The sequence below is a fragment of the Anaerococcus prevotii DSM 20548 genome (assembly GCF_000024105.1).
Taxonomy (GTDB): domain Bacteria; phylum Bacillota; class Clostridia; order Tissierellales; family Peptoniphilaceae; genus Anaerococcus; species Anaerococcus prevotii.
Map to the genome: position 1 here is coordinate 1,638,409 of NC_013171.1, position 13,738 is coordinate 1,652,146.

The window sequence follows — 13,738 nt, forward strand, 5'->3', positions numbered from 1 at the left end:
AACTTTCAACCAATATGCTGTATAACATACGTGACTAGAAAGAAAGTTCTTCCATTTTGGACGCAAAAAAGACAGGAGAAACCAACACACTCCCGTCTTTTTTATTTGGATAATTTTTTTAATTTTTGTATTAGGCCAAATCATATTGAATAAACATTCAAAAAGACCGATTATCCTAGGACGATCGGTCTTACTTTTACAATTTCATGGAATTTTGTCTTCTTCTTAGTCTTGTGATAGTTGCCTTTTCGTCAAGCTCTACCATGGACATATCTATTACTGTTCCCTTTTCTATATCTTTTACTGCCTTTGTCTTATCTGTAATCAAAGCTATTGGCAAGAGGTCTTCGGCAAGGCTTCTATCGTGGCTTGTAAGCTTACCGTAAACTGTCTTTGATCCTACTCCTTCGAGTCTTTCTCCAGCCTTGATGTCTCTTTTGGCAATAGTTACTGTGTCAGCTACTTGGCCGTGAAGAGGAACTATTGTCGCTTCGTTTTCTACTACAGCCTTATAGATAGTAATTGGAGTTTCAAGACTTGTTAGGTGGTATGGTCTGTACATCAAGTAGTTTGGACCATCTCCAAAGCCTAAGAACTTCATTAGATCTCTAACGTCTTCTTGATCACTTGTTACTATGATAAATACTCCTGGAGCCATTCCACGAGAGAATTCTACAACTCCGTATCTTGATAGCTTGCCTCCGTCTGCCTTTAGTCTAAAATCTTCTACAGCAGTTTCAGGGCTTGTATCAATTCCATGGCAGCCAAATACATCTGGCAGGAAGCCTAGGGCGTTTGATACAGAGTTAAGCTCTAGCATGGTATTTGTTCCATCTACAAAGCTTGTAAGCATCTTTGCTGATAGACCCTTTTCTTTGGCTTTTTCTGCCAAACTTTCTGGTGTTGCATCACGGTCTAGTGGGTTGTTCTTTCCCTTGGCAGCGACCAAGACTTCAAGTCCCATTCCGTAAGCGTATTCTACAAGGTCGATTATAGCTCCTGGCTCATCGCCAAGGATTCCTGTGTAAACCACTCCTGCCTTCTTGGCCATATCGTGAAGGACAGGTCCAACTACAGCGTCACATTCTACATTGAAGGTGATCATGTGTTTGTGGTATTGGATAGTCTTTCTTGCTATAACTGCACCAAAAGGAGGGTTGCCTGTACAGTCAATTACCGCATTTATTTGCATGAGCTTATAGGCTAATCTGTAGTTAGTAGATACACAAACGAAGCCTTTTTCTAAAACTTCGTATCCTTCATTATAGTCATCTGTAAATATTATTTTATCTTCAGAGATTCCTGCATTTACTAGGGCCTTGATAGCTTTTTGTGGAGTTCTATCTACTACAAGCTTAACTTCCATTGCATCCATCTTTGATAGTTGGCTGATTAAGGAAGCTCCCATCTTGCCGCAACCGATTATGGCAAGCTTGATGCTTTCTCCGTTATCTTTCATTTCTTTTAGTTTTCTATTTATCTTAAACATTTATACTCCTTATCTTGTCACAGGCTAACTTCGCTGAGGAAAAAGCCCACTGTATATTGTACCCCCCACAGGAACCAGATACATCTAGGATTTCCCCACAAAAGTACAAATCTTGGTAAATTTTTGATCTCATTGTCCTATCATCGACAAATTTTGTATCGACTCCTCCGATCGTCACCTGGGCATTTGTCTTATCGTGGATGTCTTTTACAGTAAATCTCATCCCTTTCAGGATTTTAATCAGCATATCCATATCCTTATCGCTTAGGTCTTTACCGAGCATGTCTATCGATATTCTTGCCTTTTTGACTATATCATCTATAAGCCTATCATTGATGAGGCCTAGGAGGATCTCTCCTATAGTTCTTTTAGGAAAAGTTTCGGCAAGGTCCTTTATCCTTTTTCTCAAATCTTCTCTGCTGTAGGCTGGAAAGAGGTCTAGGCTTATCATAGGTTTTTGACTTTTCTTAAGACCTATACTTATCTCATTAGATAAATCCAAAATAGCCGTACCAGTTAGGCCGTAAGATTGAAAGATAACATCGTCTGTGGATTCCTTGATGAGCTTATCTCCTAGATAAAGACTAGCCTTTGCAGTGACCCTGGTCCCCTTGGCCTTTTTGGAAAGCTTCTCCCTTGTTTTGTAATTTGTTATTCCATAAGTTAAGTCCGTAATCTTTTGTTTATCCTTAATAATTTCAAAGACAGATCCATCAGAACCTGAGTTTTTGAGGGTGATTCCTCCACTTGCAAGGACTAGGATATCATATTTGTACTTATTCTTATCACTTTCAATTAACTTCTTTTCTAGGTCAATGCCAGTAATCTTCTCATTAAAGATGAATTTGCCCTTATCCTTGGCGGACAGATACAAGATATCCCTAACAGACCTTGCGGACATGGTAGCAGGATAGTTCCTCCCGCTTGGAAGGGACTTAGAATCTATGCCAAGCTTTCCGAAGTATTCTATAAGGTCAGAATTTCTGAAATAATCTAGGGCGTAAGTAGGAAAGTCGGGATTTTCTCCTTGGTAAAAGTCTCTAGAATAATTGAGATTGGTAAAGTTACATCTACCATTTCCTGTCGCAAGGAGCTTCCTGCCTGCCTCTTCATTAGAGTCGATTACTGTAACATCAAGACCTTCGGCGAAACTTGCGAAGGCAAGACCTGCTACTCCTGCTCCTATTACAAATACTTTCATATCCTAGCCAAGGCCTTCTTTATGGTTTCTCTCTCGCTGTAAGGAGTCTTCTCATTTCCATGATATTTCATAAAATTCTCCTCACCCTTGCCTAGAAGAAAGACATAATCACCAGGGCGAGCCTTCCTAAAGGCGTATTCCATAGCATCTGTCCTATCTTTTTTTATTACATAAGCTTGCTTGTAATCATCAAGTCCTACTATTATCTCCTCGTTGATGTGGTCTATATCATCAAACTTGGGATCATCTGTAGTAAGGACTGCGAAGGTGTCAAACTTACCACAAGCATTTCCTATAAGTCTCCTAAAATGAGCGTTCCTGTCCCCATTTATGCCAAAGACTGCAATTTTCTTGGCCCCTTCTGGGACTGACTCGAAAAGAGCTTCGTAGGCACGAGGAGTATGGGCGAAGTCTAGGATGATATTTATGCCCAAATCATTTTCTATATATTCAAATCTCGACTTAACTCCCTTAAATTTCTTGTAGGCAGCAGCGATTTCTTCCATGCTTGCCCCCATTTGGTTAAGGCAGGCGCAAGCTGCTAGGGTGTTGTAGATTTCATAATTTGCGATTTTTCTTATGACAAATTCACAGCCTTTAATCTTAAAGGAAATTTTTCCATCTTCTTTTCTAATATCTTCCGCCCTGTAGTCGGCGTTTTTCTCGTCTATAGCGAAAGTTACAGTATTTGAGAAAAGTTCCTTAGCTTTTTTCCCATAAGGATCGTCGATATTGGCTATGGTCGTCTTGGCATTTTCAAACAAAATCATCTTGGCCTTGAAGTAATTGTCCATAGTCTTGTGATAGTCCAAGTGCTCTTCGGATAGATTGGTAAATATACCGTAGGAAATATCTAGTCCGTAGAGTCTTTTCTGGTCAAGGCCATGGCTTGATGCCTCGAGAGCTAGGTGGTGGATGTTTTTATCAAGACACTTAGCAAGGATCCTATTTACCTCTGTGATATCTGGAGTTGTGTTTGATGTAGGGATAATCTCATCTCCTACCACTGCGTTATTTGTCCCTATACTTGCACTTTCCCCAAAGATTTCTCCCATGAGAAAGGAAATAAGCCTTGATGTAGTTGTCTTGCCATTTGAGCCAGTAACAGCTACAAGGTCCATTTTCTTTGATGGAAAATCGTAGATGAGATTAGATATTTGGGCGAGAGTTTTTCTTGGATCAGTTACTTTGATATAGGAGATCCCTTCTTCTCTTTTTATATCTGCTGTATGAATTATAAGGCTTGAGCCCTTTTCTATGGCAGATGCTATATAATCGTGCCCATCGCTAAGTGAGCCCTTGATGGCTACAAATATAGTTCCTTCATTTACCTTTCTCGAATCATTTGTAACTTGTTTAATAGCCTTATCATTTGCTTTTTTATAATCTATATAAGATATATGTGAAATAATATCTTCAAAACTTATCAAAATAATTTGTCCTTTCAATACTTGTTCTAAGTAAGTATTTTACCTTTGTAGGGGCAAAGTTTCATCAAGAAGGAATTTGAGAAATTGAATTTCCTTTTTACCAATAATTTGATAAAATATTCCTATAGAAAAGAGGTTAGAATGAAAAAAGATAAGTCGATAATTTATAAGGCAAGTCTCATCATAGGACTTGTGATCTTTGTAATATCCTTCACCTTTAGGTATTCCTACATAGATATCCTAGGCTTTGATAGGCCCCTAAAGCTAGCAAGTTTTATCCTTATGGCCCTAGGGCTTATTGGAAGTATAAGTGCCTTGATTGATGGAGTAAACAAGGACTTCGCCCATCCCATAATCCTCCTCCTTATCCTTAATGTAGTGATGGTCTTTACCTACCCAATCCTCCTTGGAGCAGAAACCTTCATCACCCATCCTACAAATCCCTACGAGGATAAGTCGCCTAATAAGGGAAACTCTACCAAGAGAAGATATGATGCTAGCTTTATCATAGAAGGTGAAATCTATTCTATGCCAGTTAGGCTAAAGGACTTCACAGACAGGGGATTTTCCTACAAAATAAAAGAAGATGAAGAAGGCAAAAAAGCTAATATTAGACGACTTGGAGAAAGCACTAAGAAAAAACCGACCTGGTTTACGGACGGAGAAGTAAAAGATGCCTTCAAGGAATTTTATCTCTTAGAAGCCTTTTTTGAAGAGTCTGATATTAGTGAAGAGACTCCAATTACTCACTTAAAGGCTTCTGTTATAAATAACAACAGAGACTTTGAGGTAATGGGTATCAAGCTTGAAGATTCCATAGATGATGTAGCGAAAAATTTCAAAGATAAAATAAAAGAAGATCCAGGAAATAAAGAAAATCCTAGCAAGAAATACTATCTAGAAACAAAAGATTCCTACAAAATTACCCTAACTTCCCTTAAGGGAGTGATCCAATCCATAGAAATTAGTAAAATTGATTAATAAAAATAAAGGAGCAAGCCAAATCCATGCTTACTCCTTTTAAATTAAATATTTAGTTTTGCTTCAATAGCTTCCTTGTCAAAGCCAACTATATCTTCTCCGTCGATATTAATAACTGGTACTCCCCTGTAGCCCTTGCTTACAAGGTAATCTACAGCGTCCTTGTCCTTGTCGACATTAAGTTCTGTAAATTCGATGCCTTTTTCGTTGAAATATTGTTTAGCTGCCTTACAGAAAACACATGTATTTGATGTATAAATTTTAATATCTGCCATATTCTCCTCCGTTCTCTCTATATATACCCATTAATTATAGGGTCTCAATGGTTTTTGTCAAATTTATAAAATCGTCCAAGGACAAGTTTTCTGCCCTCAGGTTATTTTTTATACCCAATTTATCGAAGGCTAATCTTAATTTTTCCTTTTCGCAAGCATCAGATAGGGAATTTAGGATAGTCTTTCTCCTCTTGTTAAAGCCTGCATGGACTAGGGCAAAAAGTTTCTTTTCATCTACATCGTCTCTGTATTTTCTAAGATTTAGCTTAAGGACAGTCGAGTCAATCTTAGGCTGAGGCATAAATACTGACTTAGGAACATTAGTAATCTTTTCTGCATCTGAGTAATATTTGATAAAGACAGAAAGAGAAGAGTAGTCCTTACTTTTCTCATCAGCAAGCATCCTATCAGCAACTTCCTTTTGAACCATGATGGTCATATCCCTACAAGGAAGGTCAGTTTCTATAAGTTTTTCTATGATAGGAGTCGTTATATAATAAGGGAGATTGCTTACTACTTTGAAGTCTTCTCCAGCAAACTCTTCTTCTATGATTCTTCCGAGGTCGGCCTTTAGGATATCCTCGTGAATTAGTTTAAAATTATCAAACTCTTCCATATTTTCTCCTATAATAGGAATAAGAGAGCTATCAATCTCGATTGCTACTACCTTCTTTGCAGTCTTTGCCATCTCATAGGTGATTGTTCCAATTCCCGGTCCGATTTCTAGGACGTTAGAAGAATCCACATCTGCTGCATCTACGATTTTTTCTACGAAATTCTTATCTATCAAGAAATTTTGGCCCAGAGATTTGGAAAATCTAAAGTTATATAGGTCTATTATGTCTTTTACAACTTTAGGTGAGTATAATTTTTTCATAAATTGTCTACCGCCCTTTCAAATTCTTCACGGCTTATACCAAAGGAGTTGAGCTTGGAAAGAAGTTGTTTGGAATTATAATAACCAATACCTAAAATATCTCCGAGCTTTTCCCTTCTCTCTTTAGAGCCTTTTCCAAAAGAGAGGTCGTTTTTTATCAAATCTGCCATGGTAAAAGTCTCTACTCTCTCCTTAGTCTCTGCCTTGGCCCTTCTTAGGGCTTCGATTATAACTTCTGGCTCTGCATTTTCAACACCGAGGTCGTTTTTCTTGATAGCCTTTTTCCTATCGATATAGGCATGCTTGGCATTTGGTATGTGCTTTGCAATCCTTGACCTAATCTTTTTGCCTGCATAGTCTGGGTCTGTTAGGATGATTATCCCACATCTTTTATCGACTTCCTTAAGTCTTTCGATTAGGTCTTTACCAAAAGCAAGGCCGTTTGTTGCAATCATCTCGCAGTCAACCGCTCTTTTGACATTTGATATATCATCTTTTCCTTCTACTACTATAGTTTCTTTTATCATAAGCCGAAAAATTCCTCTGCATTTTTGCTAGTTTTCTTTTCAAGTTTCTTAAGCTTCATTCCCCTAAGTTTAGCTATTTCTCTTGCAACTTCGATCACTTTTCTAGGATCATTTCTTAATCCCCTGTAAGGCTCTGGAGTAAGGTAGGGACTATCTGTTTCAAGCATTAGTCTATTGATATCGACATGACTTGCGGCAAGTTTTTCATTTTCTCCATTGGAAAAGGTAACGACTCCTCCAATTGAAATATAAAAGCCAAGGTCCATATACTTATCCAAAAGATCTAGACCTTCTGAAAAGCAATGGATTTGGACCTTAAGGTCCCTAAAGTCCTTTAGGATCTCGTAGGCATCTTCTCCCACATCTCTTGTATGAACTACTACAGGAAGGTCTAGCCTTCTCGCCATTTCTAATTGCTTGATAAAGACTTCTTTTTGCTCGTCCTTATTGTCATCTCTCCAGTAATAATCAAGGCCTATCTCGCCTATGGCTACAACTTTAGGATTTTGGGCAAGATTTTCTATTATTTCTAGGTCATTTTCATTCATCCTAGAGACTTCTTCAGGATGGATTCCTACTTGGGCGTAGAAATTAGAAAATTTACCCGCAAGCTCAACTGCCAATTTGGAATCTTTGACATTGCATCCTGGATTTATTACTGCCTTTACATTAAAATTTGACAGGTCTCTTAGTATAAAGAGCCTGTCATCATCAAAGGTCTCATCTGTAAGATGGGCATGAGTATCTATTAGGGCCATTAGCTTACCTTTGCTCCTGGCTTTAAGTCTTCTAGAGTTGATAGGAGGGATAGGTCATCATCAAAGTCTGCTGCAAGAAGCATGCCTTGAGATTCGATTCCACGCATCTTCCTTGGAGCGAGATTTCTTACGACGATTACATTTTTACCTAATAAATCTTCTGGAGCATACCATTTCTTGATACCAGAAACTATTGTTCTTGGCTCATCTTCTCCTATATCTACCTTAAAGACTAAGAGCTTGTCTGCATTCGGATGTTCCTTAGCTTCTAGGATCTTACCTACAACTAGGTCGACTTTGGTGAAGTCTTCGAAGTCTATATATTCTTCCTTAGATTCTTCATCTTCCTTCTTATTCTTATTAAGTCTTTTCTCTATAAGGGCACCATTTGCCTCATGAAGCTTAACAAGTTCCTTGTCTATGTCAAGTCTATCGAATAGATTAGCTCCCTTACTTACCCTAGCTCCTTCTTCAAGAAGGCCAAACTCTCCTGCTGATTCAAAGCCCTTATTATCAGTGCCGATTTTTTCTAGGATTGTTGCTGTTGTGTTTTTCATAACTGGCTCGATTAGTTGGGCTACTATTCTGATAGTTTCAGCGAGATTGTATAAGACTCTGTCTAGTCTTTCTTTATTAGCTTCGTCACGACCCAAGATCCATGGCTCAGTCTCGTCTACGTATTTGTTGGCACGACGAATTAGGGTCCAAACAGCTTCAAGGGCAGCGTTAAAGTTAAACTCATCCATTAGCTTGTTAAACTTAGTGTAAGTTTCTTCTGCAAGGGTGATGAGCTCATCATCAAAGCTATCTGATACTGTTCCCTTTCTTACTTCTCCTCCGTTATATTTAGCTATCATTGATGTAGTTCTTGATACTAGGTTACCTAGGTCATTTACTAGGTCAGAATTATATCTTTCCATGTATTTTCTAGCTGAGAAGTTGCCGTCAGATCCAAAGTTAAACTCACGTAGCATGTAGAATTTAAGGGCATCTACCCCATAAAGGTCTACGAGTGGTTCTGGATACATGATATTTCCCTTGGACTTACTCATCTTGTCATTGTCAAAAAGAATCCAACCATGGGCAAATACCTTCTCTGGAAGTGGAAGATCTAGGGCCATTAGTAGGGCTGGCCAGATTATTGTATGAAATCTTACTATATCTTTTCCGATTAGATGAACTCCAGCAGGCCAGTATCTTTCAAATTTAGCCTTATCATCTCCATAGCCTATGGCAGATAAGTAGCATGATAGGGCATCAATCCAAACATAGACAACGTGTTCATTATCAAAAGGCACATCAACTCCCCAATCGAAGGAATTTCTTGTAACAGATAGGTCAGAAAGTCCCTTGTCGATGAAGTTGTTTAGCATTTCCTTTTGCCTAAATTGTGGCTCCAAGAATTCTGGATGTTCTTTGAAAAGCTCTTTCAATCTGTCTGTATATTTGGAAAGTCTAAAGAAATAAGTTTCTTCTTCTTGATATTCTACTTCCCTACCGCAATCTGGGCAGTGGCCATCTTCTAATTGAGACTCAGTCCAGAAGGTCTCACAAGGTGTACAATAATATCCCTTATATTCTCCCTTGTAGATATCTCCCTTCTCGTAAAGTTTGGTAAAGATTTCAGCGACATCCTTTTCGTGTTGGTCTTCGGTTGACCTAATGAAGGTATCGTAGTCGATTTCAAGCTTTTTCCAAAGCTCTTTTGTCTCTTCCGCTATGATATCGACAAACTTTTGAGGACTAGTACCAGCATCTAGGGCTGTTCTCATGATCTTTTGTCCGTGTTCGTCTGTTCCTGTAGTTAAGTAGGCATCAAAGCCCTTTAAGTTTTTATATCTTTTGAGCACATCTGCTATGACTGATGTGTAAGTATTTCCGATATGCAAGTTTGAGTTTGGATAGTATATCGGTGTTGTAATGTAATAAGCTTTCTTCTCTGTCATAATAGTCCTTTCTTAATCTTACGATTATACTAGCTTTATGATACTTCAAATCATGCCAAAAATCATTTTTAGAAATTAATATTGTAAAAAACTTATCAAATTCATAATTATCTGGTATAATACGACAATATCGTATTTATTAGAAAATATGTTTATATTTACATAAAAATAAAAGGAGGAAAAATGGATTTTATTTTACGAGCAGCTGACTTTATGTGGGCAAACGTTATAGGGTATGTGCTTTTGGCAGTAGGACTCTACTATTCTCTAAGGCTAGGCTTTCCACAATTTAGACATGCACGCTTAATCAAAAAAGTTATCAAGAAGAATCTTAAGGCAAGCGACGGAGTAAGCGGATTCGCAGCCCTTGCCACAGCGGTAGGAGGACAGGTTGGAACAGGTTCTCTAGTAGGAGTGGCGACAGCCATAAGTCTAGGTGGACCTGGAGCGGTATTTTGGATGTGGATTACAGCGCTTTTGGGCATGGTAATCACATTTGCAGAAACTGTCCTAGGACAAATCTACAGGGTAAAGATCGAAGATGGGTCTTACAGGGGAGGACCAAGCTATTATGTGCAATTCGGTCTTAAATCTAGGTTTATGGGAATAGTCACAGCTTTCTTTTACATCTTGGGAGTGGGTCTTTGTATAGCCTTTATGCAATCAAACTCAATAAGCCAAGCCTTTACAGGAGTTGTTGATCTAAACCCAATTATTCCTGGAATCGCCGTTACCATAGCAGCCTTTATAATCACAATCGGTGGAGTTAAAAGACTTACTGACTTTTCGTCAAAAGTCGTTCCGGTAATGGCCCTTGCTTATATCATAGTAGTTTTAGTAATTATAATTACTCATATCAGCAAATTCCCAGCTGTTTTAGGAATGATTTTTACAAGTGCCTTTAAGCCTCAGGCAGCCCTCGGTGGAATGGTAGGACATACTGTAATGGATGCCTTTAGACAAGGTGTTGCTAGAGGACTTTTCTCAAACGATGCTGGAAATGGTATAGCAGGTATCATGCATGCAGCAGCAGACGTAGACCACCCAGCAGAGCAAGGATTTCTTGGAATGTTTGGTACCTTCGTTACTACAATCATAATTTGCTCCCTATCAGCCTTCGCCCTACTTTTAACAGGAGTTGTGGGAAACCCTGATAGTGGTGTAGGAATAAACCTCGTCCAAGACGCCTTCCAAAGCATCTTGGGAGTTCCTGGCAGATGGCTAGTGTTTTTCGCCATGCTAATGTTTGGCTTTACAACACTAATAGCAGACCTATTCTATGGTGAGAGTAATGTAAGGCTAATCTTTAAGGACAAATACAAAATCCCTCTTTGGATCTATAGGATTATCGCCTTCATCATGTTTTTGGTGGCAACTCAAATGGACCTTGAGCTCGTTTGGGGCTTTATAGATGTCTTTGTAGGAATAGTAGTCTTTATCAACGTTATAAGCTTATTCTTCCTATTTAAGGATGTAAAAGGAATCTTAGATGACTACCAAAATCAACTTAAAGAAGGAAAAGAAAATCCAGTTTGGAAAAGAGATAAAGAATATCATCTATAAGCTAAGGCAGGCCCTATCTATGTGGGGCTTGCTTTTAACTTTAAGACCGTGTATACTGTATACAGAATAAAACTTACAATGAAACCCAGTAGTTGTCCTTAGGGATAGCGAATTACACTTCATTTTGTTTAAGACCTGCCTAGAGTCTATCCTGGGCGCTGAGTATAAAAAAAGCTGGTACCGCATTAGTTGCGCTTTTATGCTCTTTTTTTGTACCTACTTTTAAGATATAGAAAGGATGTTAGATGAAATTTACTTACGAAAAAGAATATGACAATGTCTTCGATGAGCTTGTAGATCGTGGCTACTACGAACAAGCAACCAACGAGGAAGAACTTAAGAAATTACTAAAGGAAGAATCAGTTAAATTCTACTGTGGCTTCGATGCTACAGCAGATTCTCTAACCGTGGGCCATCTTATCCAAATTATGGTAATGATGCGTATGCAAAACTACGGCCACAGACCTGTTGCCCTTCTTGGTGGAGGAACTACCCTAATAGGAGACCCTTCAGGTAGGAGCGATATGAGAAAGGTCATGACAGAAGAGATGATCGATCACAATGCAGAATGCTTCTACAATCAATTCCAAAGATTCTTAGACTTCTCCGAAGGCGGAGCGACTATGCTAAACAACAAAGACTGGCTCCTTGACCTAAACTTCGTTGAGTTTTTAAGAGATGTGGGAAGCGAGTTCTTGGTTAATGAAATGATCAAAAAAGACGCCTACAAAAACAGAATGGCTGCAGGTGGTTTAACATTTTTCGAATTCTCCTACATGCTACTTCAATCTTACGACTTCCTTAAGATGTACAGGGAAGATGGGGTAAAGCTTGAAATGGGTGGATCTGACCAATGGTCCAACATCATAGGCGGAGTTGACCTAATCAAAAAGCACGAAAACGGCCAAGCTTACGGCATGACCTTCTCCCTCCTTACAACTGCAGATGGAGTGAAAATGGGTAAATCTCAAAAGGGAGCTGTTTGGCTAGATGAAAAGAAGACCAGCCCTTACGAAATGTACCAATACATGAGAAATGTGGATGATAGGGACGTGGAGAAATTCCTCCTCCAACTTACCTTCCTTCCAACAGAAGAATGCAGGAAGCTAGGCTCTGCGAAAGATGCAGCTGAAATCAACAAGGCCAAAGAAATTCTAGCCTACGAGGTAGTAAAACTCGTTCATGGCAAGGAAAAGGCAGATGAGGCAATAGCAGCAGCCAAGGCCCTCTTTACCGGAAAAGGCGACGAAAGCGCAATGCCAACAACTCAAATTGCAAAATCAGACCTACCAAAGGGACTTCTAATCCTAATGACTGAAACAGGTCTAACCAAATCAAATGGTGAAGCAAGAAGAATCATCAAGCAAGGTGGAGTTTCCATCAATGATGAGAAAGTAGCCGATCCAAGTATAGAAGTTACAGAAGACCTCTTCGAAGACGGAAGAATAATAATCAAAAAAGGTAAGAAAAACTTCCACAAAGTAGAACTTATCTAGATAAGAGCAGGCCTTGGGTCTGCTTTTTTAATAAGATAAGTACTAGAATATTTAACAAAAGGATAAAAATGACAGAAAAAGAAAAGATGCTAAAAGGCTTACTCTATGATGCAAATTATAACAAAGAGCTCTTGGCTGATAGATTAAAGGCCAAGGACCTTTGCTTTAAATACAATACGACTCTTCCCTCAGATGAGGAAAGCTTAAGAAAAATCATCGGTGAACTTAAGATTAAAACTAAGGGAAATTTCTTCCTTACCCCTCCCTTTTATTGTGACTATGGCTACAATATATCTGTGGGAGAGAATTTCTATGCCAATCATAATCTCATTATACTTGACGGAAACAGAGTAAGTTTTGGCGATAATGTATTTATCGCTCCTTCCTGCACCTTTTCTACAGCAGGCCATCCTCTCGACAAGGAAAGAAGAAATAAAGGCCTCGAATACGCCCACCCTATCACAGTAGGCGATGATGTGTGGTTTGGGGCAAATGTCACAGTCCTTCCTGGAGTTAAGATTGGTTCCAATGTAGTTATAGGAGCAGGAAGCCTTGTAAATAAAGACATCTCAGATAACTCTCTAGCCTTTGGCAATCCTTGCAAAGTAGTTAGGAAAATTACAGAGAAAGACATTGAGAATCTCTGGGAATATAAGGAAAATCATGATTTGGAAGAATAATTTTTCAAAAGAAAAATAGAATCATAATTATTTCGACATTTTATGAAATATACGAGTAGCTTCGCCTGCTCTCAGACTGTAGACAAAATCAAAATCACCCTTATTTCGACCAGGTAAATAGCCATTGAATTGGCTATTTACCCCTCTGACTAGTGCGAAAGCACGGAAAAGTTACTAAGTAACGAGTCAGAGTACGGAGTGAGTGGAGAAATCTAATGAGATCTCTCCGTGCGTTCGTTTCACTCTCACTAAAACATATCGCAACATATTAGTATATATGTCAATTTTTAAGTTTTAGGGTTAAATGTGCCAGTTAAGGCACATTTAACTAGTCGAGATAAGGGTAACTTAACGATAAAATAAATTTCGATTAAAGTTAGTTGTCTACACTCTAAGAGTAGCTTCGGCTGCTCTTTTTTTTTTGCATTTATAGTTAGATTAATATCTAATATAGGTCTATTGATATTAGATAATAATTGATCTATAATTAAATTAATCAAATTTATTTCTAATCT

12 protein-coding genes are annotated in these 13,738 nt (G+C 38.5%); 4 read left to right on the plus strand and 8 right to left on the minus strand.

From position 1 onward, the window contains the following. Nucleotides 1-196: 196 nt before the first annotated feature. Genes APRE_RS07720 through APRE_RS07730 form a run of 3 tightly spaced genes read right to left on the minus strand, consistent with a single transcriptional unit; the run spans nt 197 to nt 4,138 of the window. On the minus strand, nt 197-1,489 hold the full coding sequence (locus APRE_RS07720) for an NAD(P)H-dependent oxidoreductase (RefSeq protein ID WP_015778423.1): 1,293 nt from the start codon (nt 1,487-1,489) through the stop codon (nt 197-199). Then, nucleotides 1,482-2,690 (minus strand): aminoacetone oxidase family FAD-binding enzyme, encoded by a 1,209-nt coding sequence (locus tag APRE_RS07725; protein WP_015778424.1) that lies wholly within the window; start codon nt 2,688-2,690, stop codon nt 1,482-1,484. Before APRE_RS07725 ends, APRE_RS07720 begins: the two co-directional genes overlap by 8 nt. Beyond that, nucleotides 2,687-4,138: a UDP-N-acetylmuramoyl-L-alanyl-D-glutamate--2,6-diaminopimelate ligase gene (locus tag APRE_RS07730; RefSeq protein WP_115597374.1), complete on the minus strand. Its 1,452-nt coding sequence runs from the start codon at nt 4,136-4,138 to the stop codon at nt 2,687-2,689. Before APRE_RS07730 ends, APRE_RS07725 begins: the two co-directional genes overlap by 4 nt. A 123-nt stretch (nt 4,139-4,261) precedes the next feature. On the opposite strand from APRE_RS07730, the gene APRE_RS07735 reads away from it, so the two are divergent. Continuing rightward, nucleotides 4,262-5,101, plus strand: a complete 840-nt coding sequence (locus APRE_RS07735) for a hypothetical protein (protein WP_015778426.1) — start codon at nt 4,262-4,264, stop codon at nt 5,099-5,101. Nucleotides 5,102-5,145: 44 nt separating this feature from the next. Here APRE_RS07735 and APRE_RS07740 read toward each other — a convergent pair whose 3' ends face one another. Genes APRE_RS07740 through metG form a run of 5 tightly spaced genes read right to left on the minus strand, consistent with a single transcriptional unit; the run spans nt 5,146 to nt 9,484 of the window. Beyond that, nucleotides 5,146-5,376 carry a glutaredoxin family protein gene (locus APRE_RS07740; RefSeq protein WP_015778427.1) on the minus strand — a complete coding sequence of 77 codons (231 nt, stop codon included), beginning with the start codon at nt 5,374-5,376 and terminating at the stop codon, nt 5,146-5,148. 34 nt (nt 5,377-5,410) lie between these two features. After that, a complete protein-coding gene (gene rsmA, locus APRE_RS07745) occupies nt 5,411-6,253 on the minus strand; it encodes a 16S rRNA (adenine(1518)-N(6)/adenine(1519)-N(6))-dimethyltransferase RsmA (protein ID WP_015778428.1) in 843 nt (280 codons plus the stop codon). After that, the gene (rnmV, locus tag APRE_RS07750; protein WP_015778429.1) at nt 6,250-6,780 is read right to left on the minus strand and encodes a ribonuclease M5; all 531 of its coding nucleotides are present in this window, start codon (nt 6,778-6,780) and stop codon (nt 6,250-6,252) included. The genes rsmA and rnmV overlap by 4 nt, the downstream gene beginning before the upstream one ends. After that, nucleotides 6,777-7,538, minus strand: a complete 762-nt coding sequence (locus APRE_RS07755) for a TatD family hydrolase (protein WP_015778430.1) — start codon at nt 7,536-7,538, stop codon at nt 6,777-6,779. Before APRE_RS07755 ends, rnmV begins: the two co-directional genes overlap by 4 nt. Then, nucleotides 7,538-9,484, minus strand: coding sequence for a methionine--tRNA ligase (metG, locus tag APRE_RS07760; RefSeq protein WP_015778431.1), 1,947 nt, complete (start codon nt 9,482-9,484; stop codon nt 7,538-7,540). Before metG ends, APRE_RS07755 begins: the two co-directional genes overlap by 1 nt. A 183-nt stretch (nt 9,485-9,667) precedes the next feature. Here metG and APRE_RS07765 point away from each other — a divergent pair, with 183 nt between their 5' ends. From APRE_RS07765 to APRE_RS07775, 3 genes are all read left to right on the plus strand, one after another. Next, nucleotides 9,668-11,047: an alanine/glycine:cation symporter family protein gene (locus APRE_RS07765; protein ID WP_015778432.1), complete on the plus strand. Its 1,380-nt coding sequence runs from the start codon at nt 9,668-9,670 to the stop codon at nt 11,045-11,047. 245 nt (nt 11,048-11,292) lie between these two features. Continuing rightward, entirely contained in the window at nt 11,293-12,543 is a 1,251-nt protein-coding gene (gene tyrS / locus APRE_RS07770; protein WP_015778433.1) for a tyrosine--tRNA ligase, read from the plus strand. A 68-nt stretch (nt 12,544-12,611) separates the two neighbouring features. Next, on the plus strand, nt 12,612-13,223 hold the full coding sequence (locus APRE_RS07775) for a sugar O-acetyltransferase (RefSeq protein WP_015778434.1): 612 nt from the start codon (nt 12,612-12,614) through the stop codon (nt 13,221-13,223). The last annotated feature ends 515 nt before the right edge of the window (nt 13,224-13,738 follow it).

Excerpts from the sequence above, each read along its gene's own strand:
- metG (WP_015778431.1), bottom strand. The coding sequence starts at position 9,484 with ATGACAGAGAAGAAAGCTTATTACATTACAACACCGATATACTATCCA.
- APRE_RS07740 (WP_015778427.1), bottom strand. The coding sequence starts at position 5,376 with ATGGCAGATATTAAAATTTATACATCAAATACATGTGTTTTCTGTAAG.
- APRE_RS07720 (WP_015778423.1), bottom strand. The coding sequence starts at position 1,489 with ATGTTTAAGATAAATAGAAAACTAAAAGAAATGAAAGATAACGGAGAA.
- tyrS (WP_015778433.1), top strand. The coding sequence starts at position 11,293 with ATGAAATTTACTTACGAAAAAGAATATGACAATGTCTTCGATGAGCTT.
- rnmV (WP_015778429.1), bottom strand. The coding sequence starts at position 6,780 with ATGATAAAAGAAACTATAGTAGTAGAAGGAAAAGATGATATATCAAAT.
- APRE_RS07735 (WP_015778426.1), top strand. The coding sequence starts at position 4,262 with ATGAAAAAAGATAAGTCGATAATTTATAAGGCAAGTCTCATCATAGGA.
- APRE_RS07765 (WP_015778432.1), top strand. The coding sequence starts at position 9,668 with ATGGATTTTATTTTACGAGCAGCTGACTTTATGTGGGCAAACGTTATA.
- APRE_RS07725 (WP_015778424.1), bottom strand. The coding sequence starts at position 2,690 with ATGAAAGTATTTGTAATAGGAGCAGGAGTAGCAGGTCTTGCCTTCGCA.
- APRE_RS07775 (WP_015778434.1), top strand. The coding sequence starts at position 12,612 with ATGACAGAAAAAGAAAAGATGCTAAAAGGCTTACTCTATGATGCAAAT.
- APRE_RS07755 (WP_015778430.1), bottom strand. The coding sequence starts at position 7,538 with ATGGCCCTAATAGATACTCATGCCCATCTTACAGATGAGACCTTTGAT.
- rsmA (WP_015778428.1), bottom strand. The coding sequence starts at position 6,253 with ATGAAAAAATTATACTCACCTAAAGTTGTAAAAGACATAATAGACCTA.